This window comes from Geothrix oryzae (assembly GCF_030295385.1).
GTDB classification, from domain to species: Bacteria; Acidobacteriota; Holophagae; order Holophagales; family Holophagaceae; genus Geothrix; species Geothrix oryzae.
Window position 1 is genome coordinate 2,844,092 of record NZ_AP027079.1, and the last position, 17,375, is coordinate 2,861,466.

Here is a 17,375-nt window from a genome sequence, read left to right on the forward strand (position 1 = left end):
ACCGGGCTTGCGCCCTGCATCCCGGAGCCCCACACCCTCGCCCAGCCAAGCTGGGTTTTGAGTGAACCAGGAGCGATGATTTGAGCGTGGCCGCCCTTCCCCTGTCCAAGCCCAGCCCGGTCTCCACCCTCCTGGAGCTGACCAAGCTGCGCATTTCCGGGGCCTCCACCTTCACGGCCGCCGCCGGCTATGTGGCCTTCCTCCGGGGCGCGGATGCCGGCCTCATCACGACCCTGATCGGCATCCTGCTGCTCGCCATGGGCTCCAGCGCCCTCAACGAGGTGCAGGAATGGCGGCATGATGCGCGGATGCCCCGCACAGCCGGCCGGCCCATCCCCCACGGCGACATCTCCCCCGGCCGGGCCACCCTCGTGGCCGTGGTCCTCGCCGTGTCGGGCTTCCTGACCCTGCTGCTGGCCCACAACCTGGCCTCGGCGCTGCTGGGGGCCCTGGCCCTGGCCTGGTACAACGGGTTCTACACCCCCCTGAAGCGCATCAGCGCCTTTGCCGTGGTGCCGGGTTCGCTCATCGGCGCGCTGCCCCCCGCCATCGGCTGGACTGCCGCGGGCGGGAGCGTGGCGGATCCCTCCATCCTGGCGCTGGCCTTCGTCTTCTTCATCTGGCAGGTGCCCCACTTCTGGCTGCTGGTGGGCCTCCATGCCGAGGGCTACGAAGGCGCCGGCTTCCCCACCCTGGTGACGGTCTTCGGCCGCCCCCGGCTGTCGCGACTGACCTTTACCTGGATCTGCGGCACCGCCGCGGCCTGCGCCCTGCTGCCCGTCTTCCGGGTGCTGGTCTCGCGCCCCGCTGAGATCATGCTGGGTCTCGGCGCCCTCTGGCTCATCGTCGGCTCCCTCCCCCTCCTGCGCCCCGGCCAGGACGCCCCCCTCTACCGCCGCGTCTTCATGAACATCAACCTGTTCGCCCTCATCCTCACCGCGGCCGCGATCCTGGATCCGTACTTCGCACGTTAGGGCCGAGAGGGGCCTGCGGTAGACTGCGGCCATGCCGCCCATCCCCTTCGTCGAGTCCCCGGGGAACCCTCCGTGGAGGTGACTCGCTTCCTCGGAACCCACCGGTACACCTGGTTGATGGACCTGGGCCAGGGGCCGGGTTGCACTTGGCACCTGGTGCGGCGGGAAATCGATGGATCGAGGTTCCTGGCGCAGGTCTGGTCGCCTTTACCCCCGGACCGCGACCTGGATCAGATGCGCGATACCTTCCTGGCCCGCTTCCTGGATGCGGGCGCTCTGGACCCGGTTCACGGCCACTTCGGATTCGACGACGAGCAGGCCTGGTACCTCCAGGCCCTCCATGGAACGCCGCTGTCGCGGCTCTGGCCCAGCTGGGGGGAAGTCCAGCGCGAAGCCCTGCTGCGCCACTTGGCCCAGCAACTCGCCCAGGATCTCCATCCCCGGTTCCTGCATCCCGAAGTCATCACCCTTCGGCCGGGCCTCACCCAGATCCCGCGGGTCCTCGGAGAGGCCCCCTGGGGGCTGGCCAAAGTCCCGGCCCTCCTGCCCAGGACGGCCCCGGCCCCGGCCTTGTCCGAAGAGCAACCTTGGCTGCAGGCCCGGGACCTGTCCGAGGCCATCTCCCGGCCGCTGCGGGGGCGCAGCCAGGAACTCCCCTATCTGAAGTCGCTCATGCTCGGGTTCAGCGCCCCCATCCCCATGGAACGCATCGTCCTGCTCCAGGGCGAGGAGGGCGTCGGCAAAGCCCACCTGGCCGCCTGGGCCTGCGCCGTGGCCGAAAGCGAGGGCATCTGGGTGCATCGCCTCGAGGCCTCGGCGGATGAATCTGCGGGTCGCTTCCTCACCCGGCTTCTGGAAGCTGTGCTGGCGGGCAGCGAGGTGGATCTCTATGCCGAGCGGCCCGGAGCGGCCAAGGCCCTGGCCCTCCGGCTGCAGGCCTTCTCCTTCCTCACGGGCGGCCGGCACCCGAACCGCCAGGAGGCGGGCCCCGACCCCGAGGAACTGAAGGCGGCGCTGGAGGTCCTGGACTTCGCCCGCCTCCACCACCCCCGCCTGCTCCACCTGTCCGACCTCGACCGCGCCACCCCCGAGGTCCTGAGCCTCGTGCGGGAGATCGTCCACGCCTCAGGAACCCCCTGGCTCCTTTCCCTCACCACGGGAGCCCAGGGCGCCGGGCTCAGGCCCCTCATCGCCGACCTCCGCCAGGAGACCGCAGCCGCGCTGGTGGGCGTGAACCGCCTGGAGGACGAGGACCTCCGCCTGGTCCTTGAGGATCTGCTGGGCCGCCATGCCCTACCCGGCGACTACCTGGGCGGCCTGGTCGTCCAGAGCCTGGGCAACCCAGGGCTGCTGCGGAATCTGCTGGAGCTGGCGCAGCAGGAGGGAGCTCTGCTCTGGGAGCAGAACCGCTGGATTCCCGTCCCGGGCCGCCCCCCCACCCTCCAAGCCGAGGACGACCTCATCCGGCAGATCTTCCTGGGCCGCCTTCAGCGGCTCACGCCGGCCTCGGCCACCCTCGTGCGCCTGCTGGCCCTGGCCGAGCGCCCCCTGCCGGCGGCGGCCCTGGGGCGCCTGCTGGGCCTGGAGGGTGATCTCCTGGAGGATGCCCTTCAGGGGGCCGTGGGCTCCCGACTGGTGCAGCTCCGGCAGGATCAGGTCACGATCCCCGATCCGCGCTGGCGGGAGATGGTGCTGACCCGCACCCCCCTTCCCGAGCTGAAGCGGCTGGCCCGGGCCCTGCTCTCGGTGATCCAGGAGCAGGGCGGCGTGGCGGCCCATTCCGTCACCCTCCAGGCCCTGGCTTCCGACGAGGCCACGGCCCTGGCCGGGGCCCTGGAGGCCCTGGACCTGAGGCCGCCCGGCACCCCCGCGGAAACCCTGCGGATGGTGGAGCAGGCCCTGCAGTTGGACCCCCGCCCCTGGGACGAGGCGAGGCTCCGGGAGCACTTGGCCGAGGCCTGGGCCCGGGGCACCCCCTCTCCCGGCGAAGGCCCCGCCCGGCCCTCAGGAGCGTTGGCCCTCGAAGCCCTGGACCGCGCGCTGGAAGCCCTGGGCCGGGCTGCCGCCCACGAAGGCGTGCGGCTGGCGGAAGCCCGTCTCCACCGCAAGCGCGCCATGCTGCAGCTCCAGCTGCGGCGGCCCGCCGAGGCCCAGGAGGCTCTCATGGCCGCCGCCGAGCGCCTGGCGGACCACCCGCTCCATCCCGAACAGCCCCGGTTGCGACTGGCCCTGGGCGAACTCCACCTGCTGCAGGGCCACCTCACCAAGGGGATCCGTGCGCTGGAAGAAGGCCTCCATCCTCCCGCCGGCCGGCCCCAGCCCCAGGATCAGGCCGCCCTGCTCACGACCCTGGGTCGGGCGCTCGCCGCGCAGGGGCAGTTCCAACGCTCGGCCACCCACCTCCAGTCGGCCCAGCGGCTGCTGGAGCACGACCAGGATTTCCGTCATCTCGTGCCCGTCCAGATCGCCCTGGCCCAAGTGCACCTCATGCAAGGCCAGGCCGAGCCCTGCGTGACCCTGCTGCGCGAGGCCCTCCAGACGGCCCGCCTGGAGGGCGACCTGGCCCTCCAGGTCCAGGCCCACTTCGCCCTCGGCATGGTCCGCAGCCTCCAGCAGTTCCTGGGGCCGGCCCTCTCCCACCTGGACCGCGCCCTGGAGCGGGCCCAGCGGCTGGGCGACGGCGCCCGGATGGTCATGATCCAGCTCTGGCGGGCCCGCACCCTGGCCGCCCTGGGCGACCCAGTGGCCGCGGATCATGCTCAATTCGAAGCCACGGCGATTCCGTCCCCCCTGCTCTCCCCCGAGGAACGGGGAGATCACACCCTGCTGCAAGGCGACATCGCCCGGTTCCGCAGCGCCTGGCGCGAGGCGGGCCGGTTCTTCAAGGCCGCGGCGGATCACTTCGAAGCCAACGGGATGCTCTGGCGCCACCGGCTGGCCCAGCTCCGCCTCGGCCAGGCTGTGGCCCGCGAATCGCGCCAGGCCCGCCAGGAGGCACCCGAGCAGGGCTGGGCCATCCTCGAAAACCTCAAGGGACCCGTCGAAGGCTCGGGATCTCGCTGGCTGGACCTCGAATGGCACCGCGCCCACGCCCTGCTGCTGTCCACGGTCCCCGCTTCCGAGGCCGTGGCGGAAGAGGCCCTCCGGGCCTGGAGCGAGGTGCTGGCCGCCGCCCGGGAGCTGCAGTTCCCGGCCCAGGTGCTGGAGGCCAGCGCCGAAGGCGCCCTCCTCCTGCTCCAGCGCGGCGAGAAACTGGGCGCGCGATCCCGCCTGCAGGATGCCTTCCCCAGCTTCCAGCAGCTCTGGGCCCGGCTTCCGGACACCCACGAGACCTCCTTCCTCGGCCGCGAAGACCTGCACCGCTTCCGCCAGACCGTCGAATCCACCGGCCTGCGCTTCATCCTCCCCGAGCGCGCCGATCCCCTCGTGGACTGGACCCCCACCCAGGTCAACCTGCCGGCGTATTCTGATCCCGACTGAAAGGCCGAACCCGACCAAGAGGTGCCTCCTGCGGCAGGGCCACGAACGGAACGGAAGCAATCAATAGATTCGTAAGAATAGTTTTATCAAATTTTAATCAGCGTACCGTCAGAGGCCACCATGCAGCATCAAAGCCGGATTCTTGTGGCGGGCTACCGGGGATTGGTGGGGAGTGCCATCGTCCGCCGCCTTCGGGCAGAGGGATTTGAAAACCTCATCCTCCGAAGCCATGGTGAATGCGACCTTGAGAATCAGGGCGCGGTCTTCAAGCTGTTTCTGCAAGAAAAGCCGGAATTCGTCTTCATGGCTGCGGCGAAGGTGGGCGGCATCTTGGCGAACTCCAGCTATCCCGTGGATTTCATCCGGTCCAACCTCATGGTCCAGAACAACATCATTGACGCCAGCCACTTCTCCGGTGTCCAGAAGCTGCTTTTCCTGGGAAGTTCCTGCATCTATCCGAAGCTGGCCCCCCAACCCATCAAAGAGGAATACCTTCTGACCGGTGACCTCGAACCCACCAACGAGTGGTACGCCATCGCCAAGATCGCCGGCATCAAGATGTGCCAGGCCTACCGTGCCCAATACGGCCTAAACGCCATCTCCTTGATGCCGACCAACCTCTACGGCCCGGGTGACAATTTCGACCTGAATGCCTCCCATGTCCTCCCCGCCCTGCTCCGCAAATTCCACGAGGCCAAGTGCTCTGGCGCTCACGAAGTGGTCATGTGGGGCTCCGGCACCCCCAGGCGTGAATTCCTGCATGTGGACGACCTGGCCGACGCCTGCATCCACCTGATGCAGGTCTATGATTCCCCGGAAATTGTCAATGTCGGTACGGGCGAGGACATCACGATTCATGAACTGGCTGAACAGGTGAAGGAAGTCGTTGGTTTCAAGGGTCAGATCATCCAGGACACCACCAAACCCGACGGGACCCCACGCAAGCTGCTGGATGTCTCCCGTCTTCACCAGTTGGGATGGCGGCACCGCATCACCTTGGTTGAAGGCATTCGCAGCACCTACCAATGGTTTCTGGAAAATCAGGCCACCGTCCGGGCCTGATCTTTTCCGAAAATCCCAGATTCCGCCGAGGCAAGGATCAGATCCTTGACGGAATCAGCCGTGCCTTTTGAAGCCTGCCCCGGCCTTTTGGTGGTCTCATGGAGGGTACGGCTTCGACCCCCCAGCGGAGACCCCCATGAGCCACCAGCCCGCCGAATCGCGCGCCCGCATTACCCTTCCCCAACTCCACACCTGGCACCATGCGGGGCGGAAGCTCGTGATGACCACGGCCTACGATGCCGTCACCGCCCGCATCGCGGATGCCGCCGGGGTGGACATCGTCCTCGTGGGCGACAGCGTAGGGAATGTGTGCCTGGGCTTCGAGAACACCCTGCCCGTCAGCATGGCCATGATGAACCACCACCTGGAGGCCGTGGCCCGCACCCAGCCCACGGCCATGCTGGTGGCCGACATGCCCTATCTGAGCTTCCACCTCAGCGTGGAGGACACCCTGCGGAATGCCGGGGGGTTCCTCCAGCGGGGGGCCCAGGCGGTGAAGCTCGAGGGCGGGGCCAAGCGCCTGCCCATGATCCACGCCCTGCTGGACGCCGAAATCCCCGTCATGGGGCACCTGGGGCTCACCCCCCAGAGCGTGAACCCCATGGGGGGCTTCAAGGTCCAGGGCAAGCAGAAGGGCGACGCTCTGCGACTGCTGGAGGACGCCCAGAAGCTCCAGGAGGCGGGCTGCTTCAGCATGGTGCTGGAGGGCATCCCGGCCGACCTGGCGGCCAAGGTGACGGAGACCGTCGAGATCCCCACCATCGGCATCGGGGCCGGCCCCCACTGCTCGGGCCAGGTGCTGGTCTTCCACGATGTCCTGGGCCTGCTGCCCGGGACCTCCCCGAAATTCGTCCGGCGCTATGCCGAAGGATTCCAAGACCTGCGCGATGCATTGGCGGCCTGGGCCGAGGATGTGAGGGAGGGAGGGTTCCCGGATGGGCGGGAATCCTATACTCTTCCAGAAGCTGTTCGTCCGGTTTTGACCCAGTGGCACCCCTGATTGCGCCCTTGGTAAACTGACAGGCGCTTTCTGAAGGATCCCGTTTTTGTCCATGCGAGTTGTCCGTACCATCGCCGATCTGCGTGCCCTTCTGAGACCCTTGCGGGACGAAGGCAAACGCATCGGGTTCGTCCCCACCATGGGTTTCCTGCATGAGGGCCATGGGGCCCTGATCCGCCAGAGCGCCGCCCGTTGTGATGCCACCGTCGTGTCCATCTTCGTGAATCCGACCCAGTTCGGCCCCGGCGAGGACCTGACCAGCTACCCTCGGGACCTGGAGCGGGATCAGAACCTGTGCCTGGAGGCCGACACCACGGTGCTCTTCCTTCCCGAGGTTGCCGAGATCTACCCCACGGGCTTCCAGACCCATGTGGAACCCGGCCGCTTGGCCGAACCCCTCTGTGGCCGCTTCCGGCCCGGCCACTTCCGCGGCGTCGCCACCGTGGTGGCCAAGCTCTTCAACATCGTGCAGCCGGACCTGGCCTTCTTCGGCCAGAAGGATTTCCAGCAGACCGTCGTCATCCGGCGCATGGCCCGCGACCTGAACCTGCCCGTGGATGTGGTGGTGGTGCCCACCATCCGCGAGGCGGACGGCCTGGCCCTGAGCAGCCGCAACACCTACCTGGACGAGGACGCCCGGCGCCGGGCCCTGGGCCTCAGCCAGGGCCTGCTGGCCGCCAAGGCGGCTTTCGATGCCGGCGAACGCCAGGTGACCAAGCTGATGGACCTCGCCCGCGGCCCCCTGTCCGGCGTGGATTCGATCCAGTACCTCGAGCTGGTGGATGTCCAGGCCCTGGAACCCTTGCAGGGCCTGGTGGATCGCGCGGCGGTCCTCTGCGTGGCGGCCTTCGTGGGCGGTACCCGTCTCATCGACAATGTGGTCCTGGCCCCCTCGCCGGTGGATGCGGGCCTGAACACGAGCCTGAGTCCTCAAAGCGTCTAGAATGGAGCCGTCTCCCGCCGATCCCCGGCCGGGCGACCCATTCCGGGAGGATCCATGCTCGTCCCGATGTTGCTCGTCGCCAGCCTGCTCGCAATGCCCCAGGGGCGGGGCCACGATAAACACGGCCAGGGCGGCCCTCCGGGGCTCGCCAAGAAGGACGGGGTCCCTCCGGGCCTGGCCAAGAAGGGCGGCCTCCCGCCCGGTCTCGCCAAGAAATTCGGCCCCCGGCTTCCCGAGCGGCCCTACATCGCCGTGGATCCCCGCTATCAGGACCGTGCCTGGTTCCTGATCGATGGCCGCTGGGAGCTCCGCAAGGGATTCTCCGTGGGCCTCCAGGCCGAAGTCCGCGACTGTCTGCGTCTGCCGATGGCCCCTCCGCCCGTCCCCCTGCCCCGCGTGGGGGTCGATCTGCATGTCGTGCTGTTCAATTAGCGAGGAGGTTCCATGCTGCATCGATTGCTGAGCGCCACCCTGATCGCCGCTTTCTCCCTGGCCGTCCTGCCCGCCAGCGCCCGGCCCGATGACCACCGCCGCGACCAGCGCGAAGATCGACGCGAAGATCGCCGAGATGACCGGCGGGACGATCGCGAAGACCGGAAATACTGGAAGGAACGCGACAAGGCCGAGCGCAAGTATTGGAAAGAACGGGAGAAAGAAGGCCGGAAGCACGAACGCCACCGCTATGAAGATGAGGATCAGGACCGGGGCCGGGTGGGCCACCACCGCCCGCCCGCCTGGATGGACGGGTACTGGCGCCCTGGCGATCAGCGCCGCTATGTGGCCCTGGTGCCCGGCGACCCCTCCCGCATGTATGTCTTCCTCGAAGGGCGGTGGGTGCTGCGCCAGGTCCGCGACCCCCGGGCCCGCCTAGATCTCGAAGGCGCCTTCCGTCTGCCCATGGCCCCGCCCCCGGTCGCCCCGCCCCGGATCGGCCTGGACCTGCATGTGGTGCTGTTCAACTAGCGTTGGTCAAAAATCGAGGATGGACCCAGGGTAATCCTGAGTCCATCCTTATGCGTTGGCCGGGACTCCGGACGGAGCCTGGACCGGAGGATGCATGCTGCGCCACTTCCTGCTCGGAAAGATCCATCGCGCCACCGTGACGAGGGCCGATCTGGACTATGTGGGGTCCATCACGCTCGATCCCCTGCTCATCGAAGCCGCCGGCTTCATGGAGAACGAGAAGATCGACATCTACGATGTGACCAACGGGTCGCGCCTCTCGACCTATGTCATCCCCGGAGTGCCGGGCTCAGGCGAGGTGGGCATCAACGGCGCCGCCGCGCACCTGGTGCACAAGGGGGACCTGGTCATCATCGCCGCCTACGGGTGGATGAGCGCGGAGGAGGCCGAAACCGTGGCCCCCAAGGTCGTCTTCGTGGATGAGCGCAACCGCATCACCGAGCGCCGCACCCAGGAGCGGACGCCCCTCTGTGTCAGCGCCTTCAGGGATTGAAGCGCTGGGACAGGATTAATAGGATTTAATAAATTATTTAACTTTAGTTAAGTAACTACTTAGCCCCACCAATCCAGTCCGCACTTCTCCCGATTCAAAGAATTCGCACGGCCCGCGGAACCTACCCCGGTTGGCGCGGCATCCAAGGGTCATGGTAGAAATGACCTACCCTTCGGCCTGGTACGGCCCTGGGGCCCGCGGTCCGGGCAAGGCGCCCCTCCGCACGGTTCTGAAAGGTTGGTTCCATGGAAGTCCGCAAGTCCCTGGTGGTCAATTCGACCCCGCTGGAGACGCGCATCGCGCTGCTTGAGAACGGCCAGCTCTGCGAGCTGTTCCTCGAGCGGACGATGAACAAGAGCCAAGTCGGGGATGTCTACAAAGGTCGGGTGGCCAAGCTGCTCCCCGGCATGCAGAGCGCCTTCGTGGGCATCGGAGGCGCCAAGGACGGGTTCCTCTACCTGGACGACCCCGTGGCCCAACGGCTGGGGGCGGACCTGTCCGCCGACGAGGACGGGGAGGAGGCCGCTGAGGACCTGCCGCCCCCGCCACCGCCCCTGCCCCCCCTCAAGGAGGGCGAGGAGACCCTGGTCCAGGTGGTGAAGGACCCCATCGGCTCCAAGGGTCCGCGGCTGTCCCGCCACCTGAGCTTCCCCGGCCGCTTCCTGGTGTTCATGCCGGGCATCGACCACATCGGCATCTCCCGCAAGATCACGGATCCCGAAGAGCGGGAGCGTCTCCGCGACCTCATCCGCAGCCACACCCAGCCCGGCGAGGGCTTCATCGTCCGCACCGCCGCCATCGGTGAGAAGGACGAGGACCTGGTGGGGGATGTGACCTTCCTGCGCCAGATGTGGCAGGAGATCCAGGCCAAGGCCGACACCGTGCCGGCGCCCGGCCTGGTGTGGCAGGACCTGCGCCTGCTCCAGAAGGTCATGCGCGACATCTTCCGCGAGGAGGTCTCCACCTTCTGGGTGGATGACGCCGAGGCCCACCAGGAGGTTCTGGCCTTCGTGGAGAAGCTCCACCCGGAGTGGGCCAACCGCGTGAAGCAGTTCACCTCGGACCTGCCCATCTTTGATGCGTTCGGCATCGAGGCCGAAATCGACTCGGCCCGGCAGCCCAAGGTCTTCCTCAAGCACGGGGGCTCCATCGTGCTGAACCAGACCGAGGCCCTGGTCAGCGTGGATGTGAACACGGGCAAGTTCGTCGGCAAGAAGGATCTGGAAGAGACCGTCTACCTCACCAACCTCGAGGCCATCCCCGAGATCGTGCGGCAGCTCCGCCTGCGCAACCTGGGCGGCATCGTGGTCATCGATTTCATCGACATGGTGGATCCCACGCACCGCGATGAAGTGCTGGCCCGCCTCCAGGAGGAACTCAAGCGGGACCGCAACCACGCCCGGGCCGGCGGCATCTCCGAATTCGGGCTGGTGGAGCTCACGCGCAAGCGGACCGGGCCTTCCCTCGAGCGGCTGCTCACGCAGCCCTGCCCTGTCTGCAACGGGGCCGGCCGCACCCAGAGCCCCGAGACTTCCCTGCTCAAGGCCTACCGTGAGCTCGTGCGGCTGGGGGAGCGCCTGCGCGGCGCCGATGTGCGCCTGACCGTGCACCCCGAGCTGGCGGGGGCGCTGCACCAGGAAGCCCGGGAGGGCCTCATGCAGCTGGCCCGGCTCCTCGGCGCCCGCGTCCAGTGGATCGAGCGCCAGGACGCTCCCCGGCACGCCGTGGTCATGGACCTCCAGCTGGCCGGTTCGGACTCGGCAACCGCCTAAGCGGCCTGCAAGCTCCAGCCCCAGCCCGCTATCCGAGCCCACTACCCGAGACAGGTCGGACAGCGCATGCCGGCTTGGAGGTTCTCGATGAGCTCGGGCACCCGATCCAGGCTCCGCACTTCGTAGAGAGGCGCGTCGGGGTGGTGATCGGGCCGGGGCTTGGCCTCCCGGTTCACCCAGATGGCGGTCCAGCCTGCGGCCAGGGCGCCTTCCACATCATCGGTCCAGCTGTCGCCCACCATGGCCAGGTTGCCGGGAAAGAGGCCCAGGCGCCGCTGCACGGCCTCATAGGCCGCGGCCTCGGGCTTGAGCGCCCCCAGGTCGGCACTCCGGTGTTGGAGTCGGATCCGGTCAGAGATACCCAGCCGATCCAGCAGTTCCAGGCCGAAACTCTGCGTATTCGACAGCAGGGCCACCCGAGCCAGGTCGCGCACGGCACCCACAGCCTCCGGCGCGCCGGCAAAACACTGGGCCTGGTCGCCCGCCTCCCGGAAGGCCTGGGCCATCGCCTCCACCTGCGCCTCATCCAGGCCCGCAGGCTCGCGCCAGGCCTCCAGAAAGGCCTCCACCGAATCATAGGGGCGGATCATCCCGTCCCGCATGAGGGGGCCGTGCAGATGGACCTGCTCCGGCCTCATCAGGCCCTTCAACCGCTGGAAGGGGCTGCCCGCCGGGCTGAAGACCAGCGTATTCCAGAGGTCGAAGACGACGGCGCGGATCATGTCAGGCGGTGCAGCGTGGACAGTGGACGGGCCTCATCGGCCGCTCTCCCGGCGGGTGCGGAAAGGCACGCCGAATTCGATCCCCAGCACTTCGAAGCGGGCCTCGCCCGCCAGGTTCCAAGTGGCGGGCTCATGGCGCAACACCGCCCCGGACAGGGGCCCCCAGGCCGACTTGAGGTCGGCATATCCGAGCACCACATCCACGCGCAGAACGCTGCGGCCCTTCGGAGCGAGGTCGGCGCCTTCGGGGAAGCTCACCGATCCGAGGCCATGGTCTCCGCCCTGGGCCGCCAGCCGGAGGTCTCCGCTCACCCGCCGGGTGCGGAGGCGCTGGTCCGAGGGGTTGTCCACGCCCACCTCGAGCCTCAGGCGAAGCCGGGACTGCTCGAGGGGAAAGGCCAGTTCCACCTGGGGTTCCACCCGATCCAGGGTGAACCGCAGCTGGCGGGCGGCCTCTTCATAGCGCAGGGCGGGGTTGATGGCCTCACAACCGACCAACAGCACCAGCGCGGGAAGGGCCCAGAGGCGTCGCATGTCAGGCTCCGCGGTAGATCACGCAGTTGTCGGTCGTTTCAAAGACCTCGATCTGGCAGAGCTGGGGCAGGGACGGCTTGAGCTGCTCCCAGATCCACACCGAGATGTTCTCGGCCGTGGACAGGGGGATCAGGTCGTTGAGGAAGCGGTGATCCAGCTTCGAGATCACCTTGTCCACCACCACCTTCGAGAGGTCGTCGAAATCGATGATCATGCCCGTTTCGGGATTCACGGCACCTTCCAGCAGCACGAAGAGCTTGTAGCTGTGACCATGCAGGTTCCGGCACTTGCCCGGGTGGTTGTAGATGAAATGGGCGGCTTCGAACCAGTACTCTTTGCGCAGGATCATGGCACTCACGATGAAAAGGCCCCGCATGGGCGGGGCCTTTCATTCTATCAGCAGGGCCGGGCCTATTTGACGGCGTTCAGGATCAGGGCCAGTGGCGTCAGGGCCTGGAGGTTCTCCTGCCAGCTGGAGTCGCGGCGGAAGCGCTGGGGCACCAGCACCGTGTCGCCGGGTTCCACGGTCCTGCCCTCGATCCAAGAATCCAGGATGCGGCCATCGGCCTTGAGCAGGCGGATGTTCGAGGTGTCCGCATTCCGGGTGGTGCCACCGGCGAGCTTGAGCAGGTCACCCACCTTCATGCCCTTCCGAACCTTGTAGGTGGCGAAGGGACTGGCCGTTTCGCCCACCACATAGGCCGCCTCGGTGGCCCGGGGGATGATGATCTCATCCCCGTCCTGCAGCTCCACATCCGAGAGGGCCTCTCCCTTCAGCGCACCGCCGAAATCCACCACCATGCGGTTCAGGCTGCCGGCCAGGAGGCCGTGGAGCAGGGGATTCTTCAGCAGCTGGCCCGAAAGAGGCTGCCGCTTGGTTTCGTTCAGGCGTTCGAGGATCTCGTTGATCCCCTTGGCCGTGGGATCCTTCCCCATGAGGCCGGATTCCTCGGCCGCCCGCTGCAGGGAGGCGTCCTGGGTGCTCATCCGCCGCAGGAAGATGCCCGCCTGGGGCATGGCCTCCGCAGTCAGTCCGCCGGCCCGCTGGATGAGCCCGCTCAGCGAGGGTTTGGCCGAATCCAGCGTGTACGATCCCGGCCGCGCCACCTGCCCCGTGATCCGCACGGTGCGATGGATCTTGTAGTCGGGCTTCTCGAAGAGGCTCAGCTGGTCATCCGACTGGATGCGGGGGTTCGTGGCCTCGTCCAGGAGCGTGATGGGGCTGGCGGTTTCCGTGGAGAGTAGCTTGGCCAGGTCGAGTCGGATCACCTCGCTGGGCTTGCCATCCTTGCTGCGAGCCAGCTCGGCCACCAGGCGGTCCGCCGATTTCGCAGGCACGCCGGCGCGGAAGATGAGGTCCGAGGCCCTCATCCCGTCATGGAAGGCGTAGGTGCCGGGCCGGGCCACGGGCCCCAGCACCGTCACGAGCTTCGGCAGGCGGAGATCTTCCATGCGGAACAGCTCCACCCGGTCCCGGTCCTCCAGCAAGAGGTTGTGCGTGGCGTCGCCCGCCAGGGCCTTGTCCACATCGAACGCCAGGAACCGGCTCGTGCCGTCCACCGCGGTCCGCACCACCTCTCCCCGGGCCCGATAGGTATCCGGCAGCACCTGAGCTTCCCGGCGGAGCAGGTCGCCCACCTTCAGCCCCTCCGTGCGGGCGAAGACGCCGGGCACCCGCGCCCAGCCGCTGATCTGAACCACAGGCCCCGTGCGTTCCCGGCGAGGGAGGGCCGACAGCACATCCCCGCGCTGCAGGGCCAGATGGTTGGCCGAATCCAGGGGCACATCCTGGCCGCTGAGGGTGCCTGCCGCATCCCGTCGGCGGAGGGTCAGCGTCCCGGGACCCGCCTCCGGGGCAAATCCACCGGCAAACCGCAGGGCCTCGGCCACGGTCTCACCCGCCCGAAGCTCGAACTGCAGGCGAGGGGCCACGCCAGTCGATTCCCAGCGCCGCAGCCACTCCGGCAGAGACTCGTTCGCATCCTGGGGGAACACGGGGAGTTGGGTCTCGGGATTGATCCGAACGCGATGGTCGCCCTGGGGCGCTTCCTTGAGGACCACCAACTGACGCTTCAAGAAGAAAAGCCGATCCTCCAAAGCGGCCCGCTCCGTCAGGCTAAGCACAGGTGCCTGAGGCATCCGGCTGCCCAACTGCGCGGCGGTCTGGGGCTCACGCCCCTGACTCTGGGGGTCCGCATTCTCACCACCCTCCGCGATTCCAGCTCCCTGGTTCGGCGACAGCTGGGCCTCGATGGCCTTGATTTCACGCTGAGTCCGCTCGCGTTGTTCCTTCAAAGGATCCAGATCCAGATCCTCCGGCTCGACCGTGTCCCCTTTCTGCCGTTTCGGCTCAGGCGGAAGGGCCACCACCCGCTGGAAGGCGCCCTCCAGCAGCACTTGGTTCTGGGCCAGGGGCACAAAGACGGTGTCCCCGTTCTGGAGGGCCACATTGGGATTCCCCAGGCCTTCGGCCCGAAGCGGATAGAGGTCCAGCCCGGCCACCTTGTGCCCGCCCCGCATGACGCGGATGTCGCGGTAGCTGCCGACCGCGGTGGGCCCCCCGGCCAGGCTCAGCACATTGACCAGCGAACTGAGGCTCGACACCAGATAGCTGCCGGGCCGGTAGACCTCACCCATGACGAAGACCCGCACCTCGCGCAGCTTGATCACCTGCAAGTCCACCGAGGAGCGCGAGAAGTTGCGGCTCACCAGCCCCTGCACCGCCGCCTTGGCCTTGCCCAGCGTCAGGCCGCCCACCTTGGCCGTGCCCACCTTGGGAATCACGATCTCGCCCCGGCCGTCCACCTGCACCGGAAGGTCGAAGGTGGCGCTGCCGAAGACATTGAGGTTCAGCCGGTCGCCCGTGCCCAACACATAATCCTCGGCAATGCCCCCTTCCGTGGCGGCCGAACCCCGCTGCCGCACCTGGAACAGATCGGCGCCGAAGCGGCGCGGTCCCTTCTCACGGCGCTTCAGGGCCCGGACCTCCTCGTCCAGCTTTTCATCTTCGCTTCGCTGACGGGCGGCGTCTTCAGGGGTCGCAGGGGTCGCGGTAGCCGCAGGAAGGGTCGTAGAACGCCCGGGCACGGCATCCGCCGCACCCACCCCCTGGGCCCCGGCTGCCTGTTTCAGGGCCTGGAGATCGAGTCCCTGGGGAAGTTGAGCGAAGAGGGCCGAGGTCAGGATCGCCGCGCCGCCCAGAAGGTTGAATCGCATGACAGCTCCAATGAATTCACATGAAATCCAGCATTGACAAGGGTTCAGGTTATCATGGCCCCGCAGCTCTTTCAGCCACCCAGGAACACCCGCGTATTCCTCATTTGATGAGCCGTCTCGAGTCATGAACCCCCCTCCCTCTTACCGGCCCTCGCTCCCGCCTCCATCCACCCTGGATCAGCCCCTGCTTCGGCAAGGGGTCAAGCTCGTTCTGGATGGCGGGGCGGCCTTGGTGGCCTGGATGCTTTGCGAGCGGGTCTTCGTGGGGGCCCACCTGACGCCGCATGGGGCCTTGAAGTGGACCCTCCTGGCCCTGGCCATCAACCTCGTCTTCCAGTTGACCCGCCAGCACTACCGCCTCATCGGCTTCCGTGACGCCGTCCGGCTGGCCATGGCCACCACGACCCTGCTGGTAATGAGTGCGTTCGTGACGATCCTGGCCCGCGAATTCCATTCAGTCTTCGATCTGGAAACGGCCATGGCCTCCGCCCTGACCACGGGCGGATTGTGGCTCACCCTCCGGGGCGCCATCCGCGCCCGCCACGAACGGGATCTCGGCATCGATCAGCTGCCTGATGGGGCCATCCCCCACCGGACCCTCATCGTCGGGGCAGGCCGGGCGGGGCTCATGATTGCCGAGGAGCTCAAGCGGCATCCTGAACTGGGGACTCGAATCGTAGGATTCATTGACGATGCCCTCGACAAGCAGGGCATCCGCATTCAGGGGACCCGGGTGCTGGGCCCGTCTCGGCTGCTTCACCAGATCATCCGGAAAGAAGAAGCCACCCAGGTGGTGCTGGCCATTCCCAGCGCCCCCGGTTCCGTGATCCGGCAGCTGACGGATGTGGTCCGCTCCGCCGGGATCGAGGTCAAGACCACGCCGGGACTCTTCAACCTGCTCGGGTCGCGGGCTTGGAAACCCGAATTGCAGGATGTCTCCATCGAGGACCTTCTGCGCCGGGAGCCCGTGGAGTTGGACCAGAGCTCCCTCAATCTCGTGCTTGAAGATGCCGTGGTGCTCATCACCGGGGGCGGTGGGTCGATCGGGGGCGAAATCGCCCGCCAGGTGGCGGCCTTCCGTCCCGCCCGAATCGTCCTGCTGGGGCGTGGAGAAAACAGCCTGTGGGAGACCGAGCGCTCGCTTCGGAGCCTCTTTCCCAACCAGGGACTCTCCCTGGAGCTTTGCGATGTCCGCAATCCGATCCGTCTCCAGCAGGTGTTCAACCGCTGGAAGCCGCAGGTGGTGTTCCACGCCGCGGCCCACAAGCATGTGCCCTACCTGGAAGCTCATCCCGAAGAAGCCGTGGACAACAATGTCTTCGGCACCCTGAATGTGGTGAACGCCGCCTTGGCGGTGGGCACCCATACCTTCGTGAACATCTCCACGGACAAGGCCGTCAACCCCACCAATGTGCTCGGGGCAACCAAGCGGATCGCCGAATCCCTGGTACTCCGGGCGGCCCGACGGGCTCCTGAAGGAACGCGCTATGTCAGCGTGAGGTTCGGCAATGTCCTGGGAAGCCGGGGGAGTGTCATTCCCATCTTCAAAGAACAGATCCGCGTGGGTGGACCCATCACCGTGACCCACCCGGACATGACCCGCTACTTCATGACCATCCCCGAAGCCAGCCAGCTGGTGCTTCAGGCAGGCATCCTGGGCGACACCGCCAAGGTCTATGTCCTGGACATGGGCGACCCCGTCAAGATCGTCGATCTGGCCACAGACATGGCGCGCCTTTCCGGATTGCTGCCCGGACAGGACATCGAGGTGCAGTTCAGCGGCATCCGACCCGGCGAGAAGCTGTTCGAAGAACTCTTCACGCAGCAGGAGGAATCCCGCACGGGGGTCCATCCCAAGGTCTTCAATGCCAATCCGGAAGAGCTGGATGACGACCTACTGGAAGAAGGGGCGGCGGCCCTGCGTCTTTCAATCATGGAGGGAGAGGGTAGGCGCCAGGCCCAGATTCTCCGCTGGCTCCAACAGCTTGTGCCAACCTATGCCCCCTCGCCCAGTGGCCTGGGACGCTATTCGGAAGAGGCCCGCGACCGCCGCAGTTCAGGCGCCCATGCCATCTATGTGCCCAAGGCCCAGCAGGCCTAAAGCGCCTGAAGGCTCAGCGTGTTATGCTGATCCTGCCGATTTCCACCCGCTCCCCTTCGGCGGCGACCTCTGCAGGAAGCCCACCTCCCCTCCTGATTCAGGATTTGGCGGACGG

14 protein-coding genes are annotated in these 17,375 nt (G+C 67.2%); 10 read left to right on the top strand and 4 right to left on the bottom strand.

Annotated features, from left to right (window positions below):
* Positions 1-86 precede the first annotated feature (86 nt).
* The 9 genes from QUD34_RS13050 (at position 87) to QUD34_RS13090 (ending at position 10,687) form a co-directional block, all read left to right on the top strand.
* On the top strand, positions 87-974 hold the full coding sequence (locus tag QUD34_RS13050; RefSeq protein WP_286354149.1) for a protoheme IX farnesyltransferase: 888 nt from the start codon (positions 87-89) through the stop codon (positions 972-974).
* Between the two features lie 72 nt (positions 975-1,046).
* Complete coding sequence (locus QUD34_RS13055) at positions 1,047-4,454, top strand: hypothetical protein (protein WP_286354150.1); 3,408 nt, start codon at positions 1,047-1,049, stop codon at positions 4,452-4,454.
* Positions 4,455-4,574: 120 nt separating this feature from the next.
* Positions 4,575-5,516, top strand: coding sequence for a GDP-L-fucose synthase (gene fcl / locus QUD34_RS13060; protein ID WP_286354151.1), 942 nt, complete (start codon positions 4,575-4,577; stop codon positions 5,514-5,516).
* A 136-nt stretch (positions 5,517-5,652) separates the two neighbouring features.
* On the top strand, positions 5,653-6,516 hold the full coding sequence (gene panB, locus QUD34_RS13065) for a 3-methyl-2-oxobutanoate hydroxymethyltransferase (protein WP_286354152.1): 864 nt from the start codon (positions 5,653-5,655) through the stop codon (positions 6,514-6,516).
* A gap of 52 nt (positions 6,517-6,568) precedes the next feature.
* Positions 6,569-7,459, top strand: a complete 891-nt coding sequence (gene panC, locus QUD34_RS13070) for a pantoate--beta-alanine ligase (RefSeq protein WP_286354153.1) — start codon at positions 6,569-6,571, stop codon at positions 7,457-7,459.
* Positions 7,460-7,513: 54 nt separating this feature from the next.
* Positions 7,514-7,891, top strand: coding sequence for a hypothetical protein (locus tag QUD34_RS13075; protein WP_286354154.1), 378 nt, complete (start codon positions 7,514-7,516; stop codon positions 7,889-7,891).
* A gap of 12 nt (positions 7,892-7,903) precedes the next feature.
* The gene (locus tag QUD34_RS13080) at positions 7,904-8,422 is read left to right on the top strand and encodes a hypothetical protein (protein WP_286354155.1); all 519 of its coding nucleotides are present in this window, start codon (positions 7,904-7,906) and stop codon (positions 8,420-8,422) included.
* A gap of 94 nt (positions 8,423-8,516) precedes the next feature.
* The gene (gene panD, locus QUD34_RS13085) at positions 8,517-8,915 is read left to right on the top strand and encodes an aspartate 1-decarboxylase (protein ID WP_286354156.1); all 399 of its coding nucleotides are present in this window, start codon (positions 8,517-8,519) and stop codon (positions 8,913-8,915) included.
* Positions 8,916-9,160: 245 nt separating this feature from the next.
* Complete coding sequence (locus QUD34_RS13090; protein ID WP_286354157.1) at positions 9,161-10,687, top strand: Rne/Rng family ribonuclease; 1,527 nt, start codon at positions 9,161-9,163, stop codon at positions 10,685-10,687.
* Positions 10,688-10,728: 41 nt separating this feature from the next.
* On the opposite strand, the gene QUD34_RS13095 is transcribed toward QUD34_RS13090, so the two are convergent.
* The 4 genes from QUD34_RS13095 to QUD34_RS13110 all read right to left on the bottom strand — a co-directional run bounded on the left by QUD34_RS13095 (position 10,729) and on the right by QUD34_RS13110 (position 15,159).
* On the bottom strand, positions 10,729-11,409 hold the full coding sequence (locus QUD34_RS13095; protein ID WP_286354158.1) for an HAD family hydrolase: 681 nt from the start codon (positions 11,407-11,409) through the stop codon (positions 10,729-10,731).
* 33 nt (positions 11,410-11,442) lie between these two features.
* On the bottom strand, positions 11,443-11,943 hold the full coding sequence (locus QUD34_RS13100; RefSeq protein ID WP_286354159.1) for an LEA/WHy family protein: 501 nt from the start codon (positions 11,941-11,943) through the stop codon (positions 11,443-11,445).
* A gap of 1 nt (position 11,944) precedes the next feature.
* Positions 11,945-12,292, bottom strand: coding sequence for a 6-carboxytetrahydropterin synthase QueD (gene queD / locus QUD34_RS13105; protein WP_286354160.1), 348 nt, complete (start codon positions 12,290-12,292; stop codon positions 11,945-11,947).
* A gap of 62 nt (positions 12,293-12,354) precedes the next feature.
* Positions 12,355-15,159 (bottom strand): polysaccharide biosynthesis/export family protein, encoded by a 2,805-nt coding sequence (locus QUD34_RS13110; protein WP_286354161.1) that lies wholly within the window; start codon positions 15,157-15,159, stop codon positions 12,355-12,357.
* Between the two features lie 124 nt (positions 15,160-15,283).
* Between QUD34_RS13110 and QUD34_RS13115 the strand changes: the two genes are divergently transcribed.
* Positions 15,284-17,260, top strand: coding sequence for a polysaccharide biosynthesis protein (locus QUD34_RS13115; RefSeq protein ID WP_286354162.1), 1,977 nt, complete (start codon positions 15,284-15,286; stop codon positions 17,258-17,260).
* Positions 17,261-17,375 lie beyond the last annotated feature (115 nt).